This is a genomic window from Brevundimonas sp. UBA4553, from assembly GCF_002387245.1.
In the GTDB taxonomy this organism is placed as follows: domain Bacteria; phylum Pseudomonadota; class Alphaproteobacteria; order Caulobacterales; family Caulobacteraceae; genus Brevundimonas.
Window position 1 is genome coordinate 1 of sequence record NZ_DGLD01000011.1, and the last position, 15,347, is coordinate 15,347.

General features: G+C 68.8%; 14 protein-coding genes and 1 pseudogene. 13 read left to right on the forward strand and 2 right to left on the reverse strand.

Annotated features, from left to right (window positions below):
* The 11 genes and pseudogenes from B4A39_RS07035 to pnp form a co-directional block, all read left to right on the forward strand.
* Positions 1-232: pseudogene (locus B4A39_RS07035) on the forward strand (chemotaxis protein); the annotation flags it as partial.
* A 140-nt stretch (positions 233-372) separates the two neighbouring features.
* The gene (gene rimP / locus B4A39_RS07040; protein WP_292034732.1) at positions 373-969 is read left to right on the forward strand and encodes a ribosome maturation factor RimP; all 597 of its coding nucleotides are present in this window, start codon (positions 373-375) and stop codon (positions 967-969) included.
* Positions 969-2,699 (forward strand): transcription termination factor NusA, encoded by a 1,731-nt coding sequence (nusA, locus tag B4A39_RS07045; RefSeq protein ID WP_292034733.1) that lies wholly within the window; start codon positions 969-971, stop codon positions 2,697-2,699. The genes rimP and nusA overlap by 1 nt, the downstream gene beginning before the upstream one ends.
* A gap of 18 nt (positions 2,700-2,717) precedes the next feature.
* Complete coding sequence (locus B4A39_RS07050) at positions 2,718-3,422, forward strand: RNA-binding protein (protein ID WP_292034735.1); 705 nt, start codon at positions 2,718-2,720, stop codon at positions 3,420-3,422.
* A gap of 79 nt (positions 3,423-3,501) precedes the next feature.
* Positions 3,502-6,537: a translation initiation factor IF-2 gene (gene infB / locus B4A39_RS07055; RefSeq protein ID WP_292034736.1), complete on the forward strand. Its 3,036-nt coding sequence runs from the start codon at positions 3,502-3,504 to the stop codon at positions 6,535-6,537.
* 148 nt (positions 6,538-6,685) lie between these two features.
* Positions 6,686-7,210, forward strand: a complete 525-nt coding sequence (locus B4A39_RS07060; protein WP_292034738.1) for a hypothetical protein — start codon at positions 6,686-6,688, stop codon at positions 7,208-7,210.
* A gap of 5 nt (positions 7,211-7,215) precedes the next feature.
* Positions 7,216-7,908: a DUF2459 domain-containing protein gene (locus B4A39_RS07065; RefSeq protein WP_292034740.1), complete on the forward strand. Its 693-nt coding sequence runs from the start codon at positions 7,216-7,218 to the stop codon at positions 7,906-7,908.
* Positions 7,909-7,970: 62 nt separating this feature from the next.
* A complete protein-coding gene (gene rbfA / locus B4A39_RS07070; protein WP_292034743.1) occupies positions 7,971-8,432 on the forward strand; it encodes a 30S ribosome-binding factor RbfA in 462 nt (153 codons plus the stop codon).
* On the forward strand, positions 8,432-9,364 hold the full coding sequence (gene truB / locus B4A39_RS07075; protein ID WP_292034744.1) for a tRNA pseudouridine(55) synthase TruB: 933 nt from the start codon (positions 8,432-8,434) through the stop codon (positions 9,362-9,364). Before rbfA ends, truB begins: the two co-directional genes overlap by 1 nt.
* A 47-nt stretch (positions 9,365-9,411) precedes the next feature.
* Positions 9,412-9,681: a 30S ribosomal protein S15 gene (gene rpsO, locus B4A39_RS07080; RefSeq protein ID WP_292034746.1), complete on the forward strand. Its 270-nt coding sequence runs from the start codon at positions 9,412-9,414 to the stop codon at positions 9,679-9,681.
* A 300-nt stretch (positions 9,682-9,981) separates the two neighbouring features.
* On the forward strand, positions 9,982-12,216 hold the full coding sequence (pnp, locus tag B4A39_RS07085) for a polyribonucleotide nucleotidyltransferase (protein ID WP_292034748.1): 2,235 nt from the start codon (positions 9,982-9,984) through the stop codon (positions 12,214-12,216).
* 125 nt (positions 12,217-12,341) lie between these two features.
* On the opposite strand, the gene B4A39_RS07090 is transcribed toward pnp, so the two are convergent.
* Together B4A39_RS07090 and rph are read right to left on the reverse strand one after the other, a co-directional pair.
* Complete coding sequence (locus B4A39_RS07090) at positions 12,342-12,791, reverse strand: hypothetical protein (RefSeq protein ID WP_292034750.1); 450 nt, start codon at positions 12,789-12,791, stop codon at positions 12,342-12,344.
* Positions 12,792-12,858: 67 nt separating this feature from the next.
* Positions 12,859-13,575, reverse strand: a complete 717-nt coding sequence (gene rph, locus B4A39_RS07095; protein WP_292034752.1) for a ribonuclease PH — start codon at positions 13,573-13,575, stop codon at positions 12,859-12,861.
* Positions 13,576-13,625: 50 nt separating this feature from the next.
* Between rph and hrcA the strand changes: the two genes are divergently transcribed.
* Both hrcA and grpE read left to right on the forward strand, forming a co-directional pair.
* Complete coding sequence (gene hrcA / locus B4A39_RS07100) at positions 13,626-14,714, forward strand: heat-inducible transcriptional repressor HrcA (protein WP_409449577.1); 1,089 nt, start codon at positions 13,626-13,628, stop codon at positions 14,712-14,714.
* 41 nt (positions 14,715-14,755) lie between these two features.
* The gene (gene grpE / locus B4A39_RS07105) at positions 14,756-15,337 is read left to right on the forward strand and encodes a nucleotide exchange factor GrpE (protein WP_409449576.1); all 582 of its coding nucleotides are present in this window, start codon (positions 14,756-14,758) and stop codon (positions 15,335-15,337) included.
* The last annotated feature ends 10 nt before the right edge of the window (positions 15,338-15,347 follow it).

Genomic DNA, 15,347 nt, shown 5'->3' on the forward strand with positions numbered 1-15,347 from the left:
ATCCACCGCCGCCAGCCACTCGCTGGCCCAGGAGGCCGACGTCCTGGCCGCCTCGGTGTCGCGCTTCCGCACCGGCCAGGCCGCTCCCGTCGCGGCCGCCCCGAAACCCGCCCCGGCCCCCGTCCGCGCCCCGCAACCCGTGGCCCAGACCGTCGCCGCGCTGCGCAGCGGCTCCGGCGGCGCGCGCAAACCGGCCCTGGCCCTGGTGTCGGACGGCTGGGAGGAGTTCTGAATCGGCCAAGGCGAAAGCGGGGGCTGACACGGCCCTCGCTTTCGCCTATATGACCGCTCACATCGTTAGACCGGCGTCCAACGGCGTCGTTTCAAGCGGCGGCCCGGACGGACCGCCGCTTTTGTATTTGGACCTGACCCTTGCGCGCCAAGACCGCTGAAGACCGCGCCCTGCTGGAGATGATCGACCCCGTGGCCGAGAGCCTGGGGTTGGCCGTCGTGCGCGTGCGCCTGATGGGCGGCACCCTGCGGCGTCGCCTGCAGATCATGGCCGAGCGCGTCAGCGACAACGACATCTCGGTCGAGGAATGCGCCCGTCTGTCGCGCGCCGTGTCGGAAGTGTTCGACGCCGCCGACCCGATCAGCGGCGAGTATCTGCTGGAAGTGTCGTCGCCGGGCGTCGACCGCCCGTTGACCCGCCTGCTGGACTTCCAGCTGTTCGAAGGCTTCGAGGCGCGCCTGGAGACCGACCGGATGGTCGAGGGCCGCAAGCGCTTCAAGGGAATCCTGGCCGGGACCGAGGGCGACAACGTCGCCATCGATCTGGACGGCGAGGAGGACACGGCCCTGATCCCGTTCGAATGGGTCGCGGACGCCAAGCTGGTGCTCACCGACGAGTTGCTGAAGCGGGGCGCGGCCCTGCGTGCGGCGCGCGGCGAACCCGAAGACGACGGCCTGCCGGAAGGCGAGGCTGAAACTGAAGACAACACTCCGACCTCGACCAAGGACAACGCCTGATGGCCGTCACCGGTATTTCCGCCAACCGTCTCGAACTGCTCTCGATCGCCGACGCCGTCGCGCGTGAGAAGAACATCGACAAGGAAATCGTCATCGAGGCGATCGAGGAGGCGATCCAGAAGGGCGCCAAGTCGCGCTATGGCGCCCACCACGACATCCGCGCCAAGATCGACCACAAGACCGGCGAGCTGTCGCTGACGCGTCACGTCACCATCGTCCCCGACGACTGGCAGCCGGAAGACGAACTGGAAGAATTCAACGACAGCGCCATGGTGCGCCTGAACGACGCCTCCAAGCGCGATCCGGAAGCCGAGGTCGGCAAGGAGTACATCGAGGTTCTGCCGCCGTTCGAGTTCGGCCGCGTCCAGACCCAGATGGCCCGCCAGGTCGTGACCGGAAAGGTCCGCGAGGCCGAGCGCGCCAACCAGTACGAAGAGTTCAAGGACCGCGTCGGCGAGATCGTCAACGGCACGGTCAAGCGCGTCGAATACGGCAACACGATCGTCGACCTGGGTCGTGGCGAAGGCATCATGCGCCGCGATCAGTCGATCCCGCGCGAGGTGTTCAACGTCGGCGACCGCGTCCGCACCTACATCTACGACGTCCGTCCCGAGGCCAAGGGCCCGCAGGTCATGCTGAGCCGCGCCCACCCGGGCTTCATGGCCAAGCTGTTCGCCCAGGAAGTGCCGGAAGTCTACGACGGCGTGATCGAGATCCGCGCCGCCGCCCGCGACGCCGGTTCGCGCGCCAAGATGGCCGTTCTGTCGAACGACAGCTCGATCGACCCCGTCGGCGCCTGCGTCGGCATGCGCGGCTCGCGCGTTCAGGCGGTCGTCGCCGAACTGCAGGGCGAGAAGATCGACATCATCCAGTGGAACGACGACGAGCCCACCTTCATCGTCAACGCCCTGGCCCCGGCCGAAGTGGCCAAGGTGGTCATGGACGAAGACGCCGACCGCGTTGAAGTCGTGGTGCCGGACGAACAGCTGTCGCTGGCCATCGGCCGTCGCGGCCAGAACGTGCGCCTGGCCTCGCAGCTGACCGGCTGGCAGATCGACATCATCACCGAGTCGCAGGATAGCGAGCGTCGCCAGAAGGAGTTCGCCGAGCGGACCGCCCTGTTCCAGGAAGCCCTGGATGTGGACGAGACGATCGCCCAGCTGCTGGTCACCGAAGGCTTCGCCACCATCGAGGACCTGGCCTTCGTGGAATCCTACGAAGTCGCCGAGATCGAAGGGTTCGACGAGGACACCGCCGAAGAGCTGCAGACCCGCGCCCGCGAATTCCTGGACCGCAAGGCCGCCGAGCTGGACGCCAAGCGCGTCGCCCTGGGCGTCGAAGACGCGGTTCTGGACGTTCCGGGCGTCACGGGCGCCATCGCCGTCGCCCTGGGCGAAGGCGGCGTGAAGACGGTCGAGGACCTGGCCGACCTGGCCACGGACGAAATCCGCGGCGGCTACGAGATCAAGAACGGCGAGCGTGTGAAGCTGACGGGCGTGCTGGAAAGCTTCAACCTGTCGCAGCAGGACGCCGAACTGCTGATCCTGCAGGCCCGCGTGGCCGCCGGCTGGATCGACGCTTCGGAACTGCCGCAGCCGGAGCCTGAGCCCGAGTATGAGGAAGAAATCTTCGCCGAAGCCGGTGAAGAGGGCGCCGAATACGAGGTCGAAGCCGTTGATGGTGATGCAGGGGCCCTCGATGAGGACCTCGAGCCGACCCAAGACGCGTGATGGGAGCCGCAGCCGTCCATGACCCCGAACGAGGCGCTGATCGATAGAGACCGTCAGGACCTGGTGACCCGCCAGGTTCTCGATGAATCTCGCCTGATCCGCTTCGTGCCGGCGCCGGACGGCTCGGTGGCCCCTGATCTCGCTCGCAAGCTGCCCGGCCGCGGCCTCTGGGTCGCCGCCGACCGCGCCTCGATCGAGGCGGCGGTGAAGAAGAACCTGTTCGCCCGCTCGGCCAAGGCGCCGCTGAAACCGGCGTCTGACCTGGCCGATCTGGTCGAGAAGCTGCTGGTGCGGCGCTGTCTGGACCAGCTGGGTCTTGCCCGGCGCGAAGGCGTGCTTATCTCTGGCTTCGAAAAGAGCGCCGCCGCCATCCGTGGCGGCCGGGCGGCCTGGGTCATCGAGGCGGCGGACGGGTCCGCCGACGGCCGGGGCAAGCTTCTGGCCCTTGCGAAACACCCGTCTCCGGCGCCCAAAATCTGCGGCGCTTTCACGGCGGACGATTTGAGTTTGGCCCTTGGGCTGGAAAATGCGATACACGCCGTCCTGCTGCAAGGCGGGCGAGCCGATCGCTGGACCATTGAGGTCGAGCGGCTGGCGGGATTTCGGCCTCTGCGTCCAGAGAGCTGGCGCCGGAATGGCTCCGGCGACGGCGCCGAGGACGACCGGGAAGAGATCCCGGAACGAGAGCCTGAGGCTTTTGGCGGGCGAGGACCTGTTTCCTGACCAGGGAGCGGGACCACGCCCGGCTATGGGTGTTTGACGAGACGACGGCGGAATTCTCCGCCCCGAGTAAAGCGACCGGATGAGCGACGAAAACGACAAGACCGAAGACGGCAAGACCACTGCAGACGCGCCTTCTCAAACGGGGCCGCGCGCTCCGCTGAGCCTGAAGCCGCGCGCCGCGGGATCGGTCTCGACCGGCACCGTGAAGCAGAGCTTCAGCCACGGCCGCTCCAAGACCGTGGTCGTCGAGACGAAGCGCCGCGCCGGCGCCGCCCCCGGACATCAGCGTCCGCAGGGCTTTGACGTCTCGCGTCCGCGCGCCGAACAGGGCGGCGCAGCCGCGCCGCGCTCCAACGCGCCTCGCGGCGGTCCCGCCGGCGGCGCGCTGTCGGTCGAGGAGCAGGAAGCTCGTCGTCGCGCCATCGCCCTGGCCACCCAGGCCCAGGCCGAGCGTGAACGCGCCGCCGTGGCCGAGAAGGCCGCCCGCGAAGCCGCCCAGCGCGACCAGGCCGCCGCCGCCGACAAGGCCGCCGCCGCCGCCCGCGCCGAAGCCGCCGCCGCCCAGGCCGCCGCTGACGCCGCCCGCGCCGAGGCCGCCAAGCTGACGGCCGCCGCGCCGCCGGCCGCCCCGGCCAAGCCGGTTCCGCCCAAGGTGACCCTGCCCAAGGTCGAGTTGCCGAAGCCGATCGTCGCCGCGCCGACGCCTGCCCCGACCCCCGCGCCTGCGGCCCCGGCTCCGCGCCCGGCCGCCCCGGCGCGCCCGGTGGTCAACTTCGGCCAGCGCACCCCCAAGATCCCGACCGGCCGCGCGCCGATCGAGCGTCCCGCCTTCGGCGGCCGCTCGGCGCGCGAACAGGCCATGGGCGAGGGCGACCGTCCCGCTTCGGACCGTCCCCAGGCCTCGGATCGTCCGCAGGGCGCCCGTCCCCAGGGTGATCGTCCGCAGGGCGGCCGCCCGGCCGCCAGCCAGACCGTTCGCTATTCCGCGCTGAATCCCAAGCCCGCCCCCGGCGCCGCCCGTCCGGGCGCGTCGCGCACGGGTCCCGGCGGCCGTCCGGCCCCGAACGCCCCGCCGGCCACGCCCGACGTGGCGCGCCCCAGCCGCGCGCCGACGACCGGCTTCGGTCGCCCGATCCGTCCCGAGGACGACCGCGACAAGCGTTTCTCCGACGCCGGCAAGGCCGTGTCGCGCACCCGTGGCGAGCCCAAGCGCCGCGAAGGCCGCCTGACCATCCAGTCGGTCGCCGGCGACGGCGACACCGCCGAGCGCATGCGCTCGCTGGCCTCGGTTCGCCGGGCCCGCGAACGCGAGAAGGAAAAGCGCAAGGGCGGTTCCACCGATGCGCCGAACCGGCCGCGTGAGGTGGTCATTCCCGACGTCATCACCGTGCAGGAGCTGTCCAACCGGATGGCCGTCCGCGGCGTCGACATCATCAAGTTCCTGATGCGTCAGGGCATGATGATGAAGATCAACGACGTGATCGACTCCGACACCGCCGAACTGGTGGCCGAAGAGTTCGGCATGGCCGTCAAGCGCGTGTCGGAATCCGACGTCGAAGAAGGCTTCATCGCCGAGGCCGACGACGAGGGCGCCACCACCCTGCGCGCTCCGGTCGTGGCCATCATGGGCCACGTCGACCACGGCAAGACCTCGCTGCTCGACGCCCTGCGCACGACTGACGTCGCAGGCGGCGAAGCCGGCGGCATCACCCAGCACATCGGCGCCTATCAGGTGCGACTGGAAGACGGCCAACGCGTCACCTTCCTCGACACCCCGGGCCACGCCGCCTTCTCGGCGATGCGGGCGCGCGGCGCCAATGTCACCGACATCGTGGTGCTGGTCGTGGCCGCCGACGACGGCGTCATGCCGCAGACCATCGAAGCCATCCGTCACGCCAAGGCCGCCAACGCGCCCCTGATCGTCGCGGTCAACAAGATGGACAAGCCGGACGCCAACTCGCAGAAGATCGTCAACGAGCTGCTGCAGTATGAAGTCATCTCCGAAAGCCTGGGCGGCGACACCCAGATCATCGAGGTGTCGGCCAAGAACCGCACCAATCTCGACGGTCTGATCAACGCCATCCTGCTGCAGGCCGAGGTCATGGACCTGCGGGCCAACCCGGACCGTTCGGCTGAAGGCGTGGTCATCGAGGCCAAGCTGGACAAGGGCCGCGGCCCGGTCGCCACCGTCCTGGTCAAGCGCGGTACGCTGAAGCGTGGCGACATCGTCGTGGCCGGCTCCGCCTGGGGCAAGGCGCGCGCCCTGCTGGACGAACGCAACGCTCAACTGACCGAAGCCGGTCCCTCCGTTCCGGTCGAAATTCTCGGCCTGTCGGAAGCCCCCTCGCCGGGCGATGTCTTCGCCGTGGTCGAGAACGAGGGCCGCGCCCGCGAACTGACCGAGTATCGCGAGCGTGCGCGCCGCGAGAAGAACCAGGTTTCGGGCGGCTCGGTGTCTCTGGTCGACATGATGTCGAAGCTGCAGTCCAAGAAGGTCAACGAACTGCCGGTCGTCATCAAGGCGGACGTGCAGGGCTCGGCCGAAGCCATCGTCGGCTCGCTGGACAAGATGGGCAACGACGAGGTTCGCGCTCGCACCGTCTATTCGGGCGCCGGCGGCATCACCGAAAGCGACGTCAACCTGGCCAAGTCGGCCGGTGCGCCGATCCTCGGCTTCAACGTCCGCGCCTCCAAGCAGGCGCGCGACCTGGCAGAGCGCGAAGGCGTCGAGATCCGCTACTACTCGATCATCTACGACCTGCTGGACGACATGAAGGGCGTGCTTTCGGGCATGCTGGCGCCGCTTCAGCGCGAGACCTTCCTGGGCAACGCCAAGGTCCTGCAGGTCTTCGATATCTCGAAGATCGGCAAGATCGCGGGCTGCCGCGTCACCGAAGGCGTGGTGCGCAAGGGCGCTCGCGTCCGCATCATCCGCGACGACGTGGTTGTGCTGGAACTGGGCGTGCTCAACACGCTCAAGCGCTTCAAGGACGAGGTCAACGAGGTGCCCTCGGGCCAGGAGTGCGGCATGCAGTTCCAGGGCTTCCAGGACATCAAGGAAGGCGACTACATCGAGTGCTTCACCGTCGAAGAGGTCAAGCGCACCCTCGACTAGGGCTCGCTGGATTGACGAAAGCCTCAGGGCGCGGTCTCGCAAGGGACCGCGCCCTTTGTCTTTGATGCGACCGCAAGAAGGCTTCACCTTCGCGGAGGTCGGCTCTAGGGTCGCCCCGTCGCCGGGGGGCGTTCATCGAAGGGTCGCCATGCGCCGCCACATCCTGATCTCGGCCCTTGTCGCCGCCTCCGCCCTGGCGGGAACGGCCGCCGCCGACACCCGCTTCCTGGCCTTCGACGCGCGCGATCGCACGACCCAGGCCCTGACGCGCGGCGTGACGCTGGAAGTCGAGCGCGGCCTGTTCGGCGCCGTGGCGGTGCGCAACCTGTTCTCCAGCACCTCGCGCGGGTCGGCCCGCTTCGAGCGCGGCGGGCCGGACGCGGTGCGCCGCGCCCTGCCGGCGGGCGCGAGCGAAAGCGGCGTCTACGCCATCGTGCAGGAAGGCGACGGTCGCGGCCTGGCCCGCGCCCTGTGCCCCGGCGCGGACGAAAGCTGGGTGGTCATCGGCCGGGTCAAGGCCGGGCGGCCCATGACCATGCACGCCGTCGGCCGCTGGAGCGACGGCCAGTACCGTCACTGCGTCCAGCTCAACTACGACTATCGCGGCGAATGGGCGACGCAACAGGGGCCGGGGCCGGCCCGGGATGCGCCCATCTCCTACGGTCCCAACTGACCGGAATGCCGGGCCGGTTCCTGATCGCGGCCCTGATCGGTCTGGCGGCGGCCCTGTGGACCCTGACCCGGCCGGGCGACCCGGCCCTCTATCCGGCCCGGCCGGGCGAGGCGGCGGTGACGGTCCATCTGCTCGACAACGGCTTCCACACCGACCTGGCCGTGCCGCGCGCGGCCCTGATGGAGGGGGGCGGGGTCCTGGCCGAGGCGACGGCGTCGCTGGCGCCCGGCGGCTGGGTGCTGATCGGATGGGGCGATGCGACCTTCTACGTCGATCAGAGCCCGATCTCGGGCCGTCTGGCCGACGGCGCCCGCGCGTTTCTCAGACCCGGCAACGCCTCGGTCGTCATGCTGGACCCGCAGGCGCAAGACCCGACGCGCCGTTTTCGGCCCGAGGATCGTCGGGCGCTGCGGCTCTCCCCGGCGGGGATGAGGGCCTTGCGGGCGCGGGTGCAGGCCTCGCTGGCGACCGATCCGGCGGGCCGCCCTGTCCTGGCCGCGGCGCGGCCCGGCGACGACGCCCGCTTCTTCGCCAGTCGCGAGACCTTCTGGATCGGCCACCTGTGCAACCACTGGACGGCGGATCTGCTGTTGGCGGCCGGCCTGCCGATCCGGCCCTGGCGCGCCGTGACGTCGGGCGAGGTGATGCGGACCGCTGATCGCGCGGCCACGCTGGACTTGCAGACCGTCCGAGACTAGACCGCGCCCTTCGCTTTTTCAGCCGGCGTCCGATCCCCGGCGAGCGAACAAGGAGGCGCGCCATGAGCCGCAAACAGCATACCCGCAACGCCACTGGTCCGATGGGGCCTTCGCAGCGCCAGCTTCGCGCCGGCGAACTGATCCGCCACGCCCTGGTCGACGTGCTGCGCGAGCAGGAGATCCACGACGAGGCCCTGCTGGGCGTGTCGATCACCGTGACCGAGGTGCGCCTGTCGCCGGACCTCAAGCACGCCACCTGCTTTGTCGAGCCCCTGGGCGCGGGCGTCGAGGCGGCGGTCACCGCGGGCCACGAGAGCGAGATCATCAAGGCGCTGAACGCCCACGCCAAGTTCCTGCGCGGTCAGCTGGGCCGCCACATCGACATGAAGTTCACCCCCGACCTGCGCTTCCGCCACGACGAGAGCTTCGACGCGGCCAGCCATATCGACCGGCTGATGGACGATCCGCGCGTGCGCGCCGACGTGGCGGCTCCGGACAGCGACGAAGACGAAGGCCAGGCCTGATGGCCCGTCGCAAGAAGGGCGAGATCGTCAACGGCTGGGTCTGCCTGGACAAGCCCTTCGAGATGGGATCCACCGAGGCGGTGACCAAGGTCCGCCGCCTGTTCGACGCCCAGAAGGCCGGCCACGCCGGGACCCTGGATCCCCTGGCCTCGGGCATCCTGCCCATTGCTCTGGGTGAGGCGACCAAGACGGTGCCCTTCATGATGGACGCCGAGAAGGTCTATCGCTTCACCATCCACTGGGGCATCTCCACCGACAGCATCGACCGCGAGGGCGAGATCATCGCCCGGTCCGACGTGCGGCCGACGCTGGAGGCGGTGAAGGCGGCCCTGCCGTCGTTCGTGGGCGAGATCGATCAGGTCCCCCCTCAGTTCTCGGCCATCCGCGTCAACGGCGAGCGCGCCTATGACCTGGCGCGAGACGGCGCCGAGTTCGAACTGGACGCGCGCAAGGTCATGATCCACGAGGCGGCGGTGACCGACGCCCCGGACGCCGATCACGTCGAGATCACGATGCACACGGGCAAGGGCGTCTATGTCCGCTCCCTGGCCCGCGATCTGGCGGCCATGCTGGGCGCGGAAGGGCATGTTTCGGCCCTGCGGCGCGAGCGGGTGGGGCCGTTCTCGACCGCGAACGCCGTCACTCTGGATTTTCTCGTCGATCTGGCGCATAAGGGCGCCGCCTTGGAAGGCCTGCTGCCCGTTTCGACCGCTCTGGACGACATCCCGGATCTGGCCGTCACGGAACAGGACGCCTTCTCGCTGAGGCAGGGACGGCCGATCGTTCTGCTCCCCCGTCAGGTCGAGACCTTGAAGAGCCAGCTTTCCGCCGGTTCGCGCACGGTATCGGTCTTCGTGGGAGAGACCCTGGTCGCTCTCTGCACCCTGCGGGCCGGTCGGCTTGAACCCGACCGCGTTTTCAATCTCCCCTAGCGCTCGTTTTCGGACGGCGCGACAGGGCTCCAACATGGAGACTCTCGATGTCGATTACGGCTCAACGCAAGGGCGAAGTCATCGCTGACAACGCTCGTTCGGCTGGAGACACCGGCTCGGCCGAGGTTCAGGTCGCGATCCTTTCGGAACGCATCGCCAACCTGACCGAGCACTTCAAGACCCACAAGAAAGACAACCACTCGCGTCGCGGCCTTCTGAAGATGGTCTCGCAGCGTCGTCGTCTTCTGGACCACCTGACCAAGGTCGATCGCGAGCGTTACACCGCTCTGATCGCCAAGCTGGGCCTGCGTCGCTAAGGCGGCCGACCGGCAGCGGATAGATTTCTCGAGGCGCGGGCGGACACGTCCGCGCCTCGTTCCGCACCTAGGAGGCTTTTGTCGAAGCGGACGCGGTTCGCCTCGGGAAGGGCTCCAACCAACGAGCTTCCTGCGCGCCGCAGGTCTTTCAACGGCGCAGACGCGAGGGCCAGGACGGCCCTTGCTCCATCCCTCCGGACGCGATGGCGCGACCGGGTTTTCGGGGACCGAGGGACTGAACAGCCCAAGGCTCCACACACCCCCGTCGGGAATACGCCCGCGGGAGACGAAAGAAGAAAAATGTTCGATATCAAACGCAAGACGATCGAGTGGGCCGGCCGCCCGCTGACGCTGGAAACCGGCCGCATCGCCCGTCAGGCTGACGGCGCCGTTCTGGCGACCTACGGCGAGACCGTGGTCCTGGCCACCGTCGTCTATGGCCGCCAGCCCAAGCCGGGCCTGGATTTCTTCCCGCTGACCGTCAACTACCAAGAGAAGACGTTCGCCGCCGGCAAGATCCCGGGTGGCTACTTCAAGCGTGAAGGCCGTCCGTCGGAAAAAGAGACCCTGGTCTCGCGCCTGATCGACCGTCCGATCCGCCCCCTGTTCGTCAAGGGCTTCAAGAACGAGACCCAGGTCGTCATCACCGTGCTGCAGCACGACATGGAAAACGACCCGGACGTCCTGGGCATGGTCGCCGCCTCGGCCGCCCTGACCATCTCGGGCGTGCCCTTCATGGGTCCGATCGGCGCCGCACGCGTCGGCCTGATCGACGGCGAGCTGGTCCTGAACCCCGCCATCGACACCATGGGTGAAAGCGCGCTCGACCTGGTCGTCGCCGGCACCCAGGACGCCCTGATGATGGTCGAATCGGAAGCCAAGGAGCTGTCGGAAGAGAAGATGCTCGAGGCCCTGATGTTCGCGCACGCGGGCATGCAGCCGGTGATCGACGCCATCATCGAACTGGCTGAACACGCGGCCAAGGAGCCCTTCGACTTCCAGGCCGAAGACCACTCCGACGTCGTCGCCTCGATCAAGAAGCTGGTCGGCGAGGACATCAAGTCGGCCTACGCCCACCCGGGCAAGTATGAGCGCCGTTCGGGCGTCGACGTGGCCAAGAAGACCGCCGCCGCCGCCCTGGTGAAGACCGACGAGAACCCCGAGGGCGTCGACTCGTCCAAGTTCTCGGCCGCCTTCAAGGAATGCGAAGCCGAAGTCCTGCGTCGCGACATTATCGAGAACGCCCACCGCGTCGACGGCCGCGCCCTCGACAAGGTCCGCGCCATCGTTTCGGAAGTCGGCGTCCTGCCGCGCACCCACGGTTCGTCGCTGTTCACGCGCGGCGAAACCCAGGCCCTGGTCGTCGCCACGCTCGGCACCGGCGAGGACGAGCAGTACATCGACAGCCTGTCGGGCACCTACAAGGAGTCCTTCCTGCTGCACTACAACTTCCCCCCCTATTCGGTGGGTGAAGCCGGCCGCATGGGTTCGCCCGGCCGTCGCGAAATCGGTCACGGCAAGCTGGCCTGGCGCGCGATCCGTCCGATGCTGCCGACCAAGGAAGACTTCCCCTACACCATCCGTCTGGTCTCCGAGATCACCGAGTCCAACGGCTCGTCCTCGATGGCCACGGTCTGCGGTTCGTCGCTGGCCCTGATGGACGCCGGCGTGCCGCTGGTCCGTCCGGTCTCGGGCATCGCCATGGGTCTGATCCTGGAGCCGTCCGGCGAGTTCGCCATCCTGTCGGACATCCTGGGTGACGAAGATCACCTGGGCGACATGGACTTCAAGGTCGCGGGCACCTCGGAAGGCATCACCAGCCTTCAGATGGACATCAAGGTCGCCGGCATCACCAAGGAGATCATGGAGCAGGCCCTGACGCAGGCTTCGGCCGGTCGTCTGCACATCCTCGACGAAATGTCGAAGGCCATGGACGCCCCGCGCGCCGAGCTGGGCGAACACGCTCCGAAGATCGAAACGATCAAGATCCCGGTCGACAAGATCCGTGAAGTGATCGGTTCGGGCGGCAAGGTCATCCGCGAGATCGTCGAGAAGACCGGCGCCAAGATCGACATCGGCGATGACGGCACCATCAAGGTCGCCGCCAACGACCAGGAGAAGATCGACGCCGCCAAGAACTGGATCAACTCCATCGCCGCCGAGCCGGAAATGGGCGCGATCTACACCGGCAAGGTGGTCAAGGTCGTCGACTTCGGCGCCTTCGTGAACTTCTTCGGCGCCAAGGACGGTCTGGTCCACGTGTCCCAGATCGCTCTGGAACGCGTCGCCAACCCGGCCGACGTCCTGTCGGAAGGCCAGGAGGTCAAGGTCAAGTTCCTGGGCTTCGACGATCGCGGCAAGACCAAGCTGTCGATGAAGGTCGTGGATCAGGCCACGGGCGAGGACATCACCGACAAGATCAACGCCGAGCGCGCTGAACGCGGTGAAGCCCCGCTGTCGGAAGACACCGGCGGCCGTCCGAAGCGCGAAGGCGGTGATCGCGGTGGCGATCGCGGCCGTCGCCGTCGCGACTAAGCGACAGCCTCACGGTTGAAATGAAGAGCCCCGGCGGATCGCTCCGCCGGGGCTTTTTTCTTGGCTGGCTGCTTGAGCGCGGGTTCTCCCTCCCCCTCATGGGGAAGGAGAGGCGGCGTCCCGGCCTAGGCCGCGCACTCCTTCGGCTTCTGCTCGTCCGGGCCGTACATGGCGCAGGCGCGGTCGATCTCGCCCTGGATCAGGGCGCAGGGGTTGGCGGTGTTGCACGGCGGGCGAGTGGCGGGGCTGACGGCGATGCAGCGCGTCACCAGGCTTTTCGCCCGGGCCTCGCCGATCTCGGCCAGACAGGAGCCCGGCTCGCCGACGGGGGTGACGGCCTGCGTCTCGGCTTCGGGCGTGGCGGCTTCCGGCGCGGGTTCGGTCTTGGGCTTGGGCGGGGCGACCGGAGCGGGCGGCGGCGCCTCCTTGATCGGTACGGCGTCGATCGGTTCCTGCGACAGCCGGGTGTCGACGCCTGCGGGCGGCGCCTCGGCGGGATCAGTCTGCGGCTGACCGCATCCGGTCAGCAGGGCGGCCGTCAGGGCCAGAAGAGAGGCGGCGAGGGCGGGGCGCATGAGCAGGTCTCCGTTCGCAGAAGACTGCACCATGCCCCGATCGGCCCTCGCGGCCTAGTCCTCGATATTACCGACCCAGAGCTGCGCGCTGCAGGGCGAACAGTTCGCCGCAGCCGATGCCGGCCAGCTCGAACAGGCGGTCGAACTCGGGACGGCTGAAGCCGCGCTTCTCGCCCGTGGCCTGAATTTCGACGATGCCGCCGGCGCCGGTCAGGACGAAGTTGCTGTCGGCCTCGGCGGTGGAGTCTTCCTCATAGTCGAGGTCCAGCACCGGCAGGTCGTTGAAGATGCCGCAGGACACGGCGGCGACCTGATCGATGATCGGGTCGGCCTTCAGCACGCCCTCGTCCTTGAGGTAGTTGAGGGCCGTGGCCATGGCCACCCAGGCGCCGGTGATCGAGGCGGTGCGGGTGCCGCCGTCGGCCTGGATGACGTCGCAGTCGATCAGGACCTGACGCTCGCCCAGGGCCTTCAGGTCGACCACGGCGCGCAGGGAGCGGCCGATCAGGCGCTGGATTTCCTGGGTGCGGCCCGACTGCTTGCCGGCGGCGGCTTCACGACGACCGCGCGTGTGGGTGGCGCGGGGCAGCATCCCGTATTCGGCGGTGACCCAGCCCTGGCCGGTGTTGCGCATCCAGCCCGGGACCTTTTCCTCGATCGAGGCGGTGCAAAGCACCTTGGTGTGGCCGAACGAAACCAGGCACGAGCCCTCGGCGTAGCGGTTGACGCCGGTTTCCAGCGTGACGGTGCGGAGTTGTTCGGGGGTGCGTTCGGACGGGCGCATGGGATTTCCTTGGAACCTGAGTGGGGCGTGCTTATCCTGAAAGCGTGAGCCTGTATGCCCCCCATCCGTCGCCGTTCGGAAGCGCCCCCGCTGGTCTGGGGACGCTGGACGCGCGCGCGCGGGACATCTTCCGCCGCATCGTCGAGACCTATCTGGAGACGGGCGAGCCGGTGGGGTCGCGCACCATCTCGCGCGGCGGCCTGGCCCTGTCGCCGGCCTCGATCCGCAACACCATGCAGGACCTGACGCTGGCCGGCCTGCTGGCCTCGCCGCACACCTCGGCGGGGCGGGTGCCGACCCATGCGGGCCTGCGCCTGTTCGTCGACGGTCTGCTGGAGGTAGGCGACATCGGTCAGGACGAACGGCGCGAGATCGACGCCCGGCTGGCCGGAAAGGGGCGCAACTTCGAAGAGGCGCTGGACGCCGCCACCAACCTCCTGTCCGGTCTGGCCGGCGGGGCGGGCATTGTCGCCAGTCCGGTGCGCGACGCGGGGGTCAAGCACGTCGAATTCGTGGCCCTGGGCCATGATCAGGCCTTGGCGGTCCTGGTCGGCGACGACGGCACGGTCGAGAACCGGCTGATGCCCCTGTCGGCGGGGGTGACGCCCTCGACCCTGACCGAGGCTTCCAACTTCCTCAACGCCCGGCTGAAGGGTCGCCCCCTGGCCGAGGCGCGCACCGAGATGAACGCCGAACTGACGGCCGCCCGACGCGAGCTGGACGCCGCCGCCGCCCGTCTGGTCGAGGACGGTCTGGCCGCCTGGTCCGGCGGGGGCGAGCGCGACCGGGCTTTGATCGTGCGTGGGCGCGCCAACCTGTTGCAGGACGCCCGGGCCGTCGAGGATCTGGAGCGGGTGCGCGTCCTGTTCGACGATCTGGAGCAGAAGGAACAGCTGATCGGCCTGCTGGACGGGGTTGGCGCGGCCCAGGGCGTGCGCATCTTCATCGGCGCGGAAACGCGCTTGTTTTCGCTTTCGGGTTCCGCCGTGATCGCGGCGCCCTATATGACGGGTCGGCAGCGGATGCTGGGCGCCATCGGCGTCATCGGCCCTGCAAGACTGAACTATGCCCGTGTCATACCGTTGGTGGATTACACCGCCCGGGTGCTGGGCCGGATTCTGGACGGACAAGAGACGTGAACGACATCAACGACGAGACCCGGGACCAACTCGAGCAGGACATGGGCGAGGCCGCCGTCGACGCCGCAGCGGAAGGCGCGGGCGACGGCGACATGGCCGTGGTCGACGCCCTGATCGCCGAGCGCGACCAGTGGAAGGACCGCGCCCTGCGCGCCGTGGCCGACGCCGAGAACACCAAGCGCCGCGCCGAGAGCCAGGCCAACGACGCCCGCGCCTACGCCATCCAGCGCTTCGCCAAGGATCTGCTGAGCGTGGCCGATACGCTGGAGCGCGGCCTGCAGTCGGCGCCCAAGGACGCTGAAGGACCCGCCGCCGCCATGGTCACCGGCCTGGAGCTGACGCAGAAGTCGCTGCTGTCGGCGTTCGAATCCAACGGCCTGACCCGCGTCGCGCCCAAGCCGGGCGAGGCCTTCGATCCGCACCTGCACCAGGCCGTGATGGAGCAGCCGTCGGACAGCGTGCCGGGCGGCACGGTGATCCAGACCCTGCAACCGGGCTACGCCCTGTTCGGCCGCACCGTGCGCGCGGCCATGGTGGCGGTCGCGGCCAAGGGCTCCGGCCCGGCCGGCGGCGCCTATTCGGAAGCCAACACCACCGGCGGGAATTTCGACGCCAAGGCGTGAGCCTCGGCCG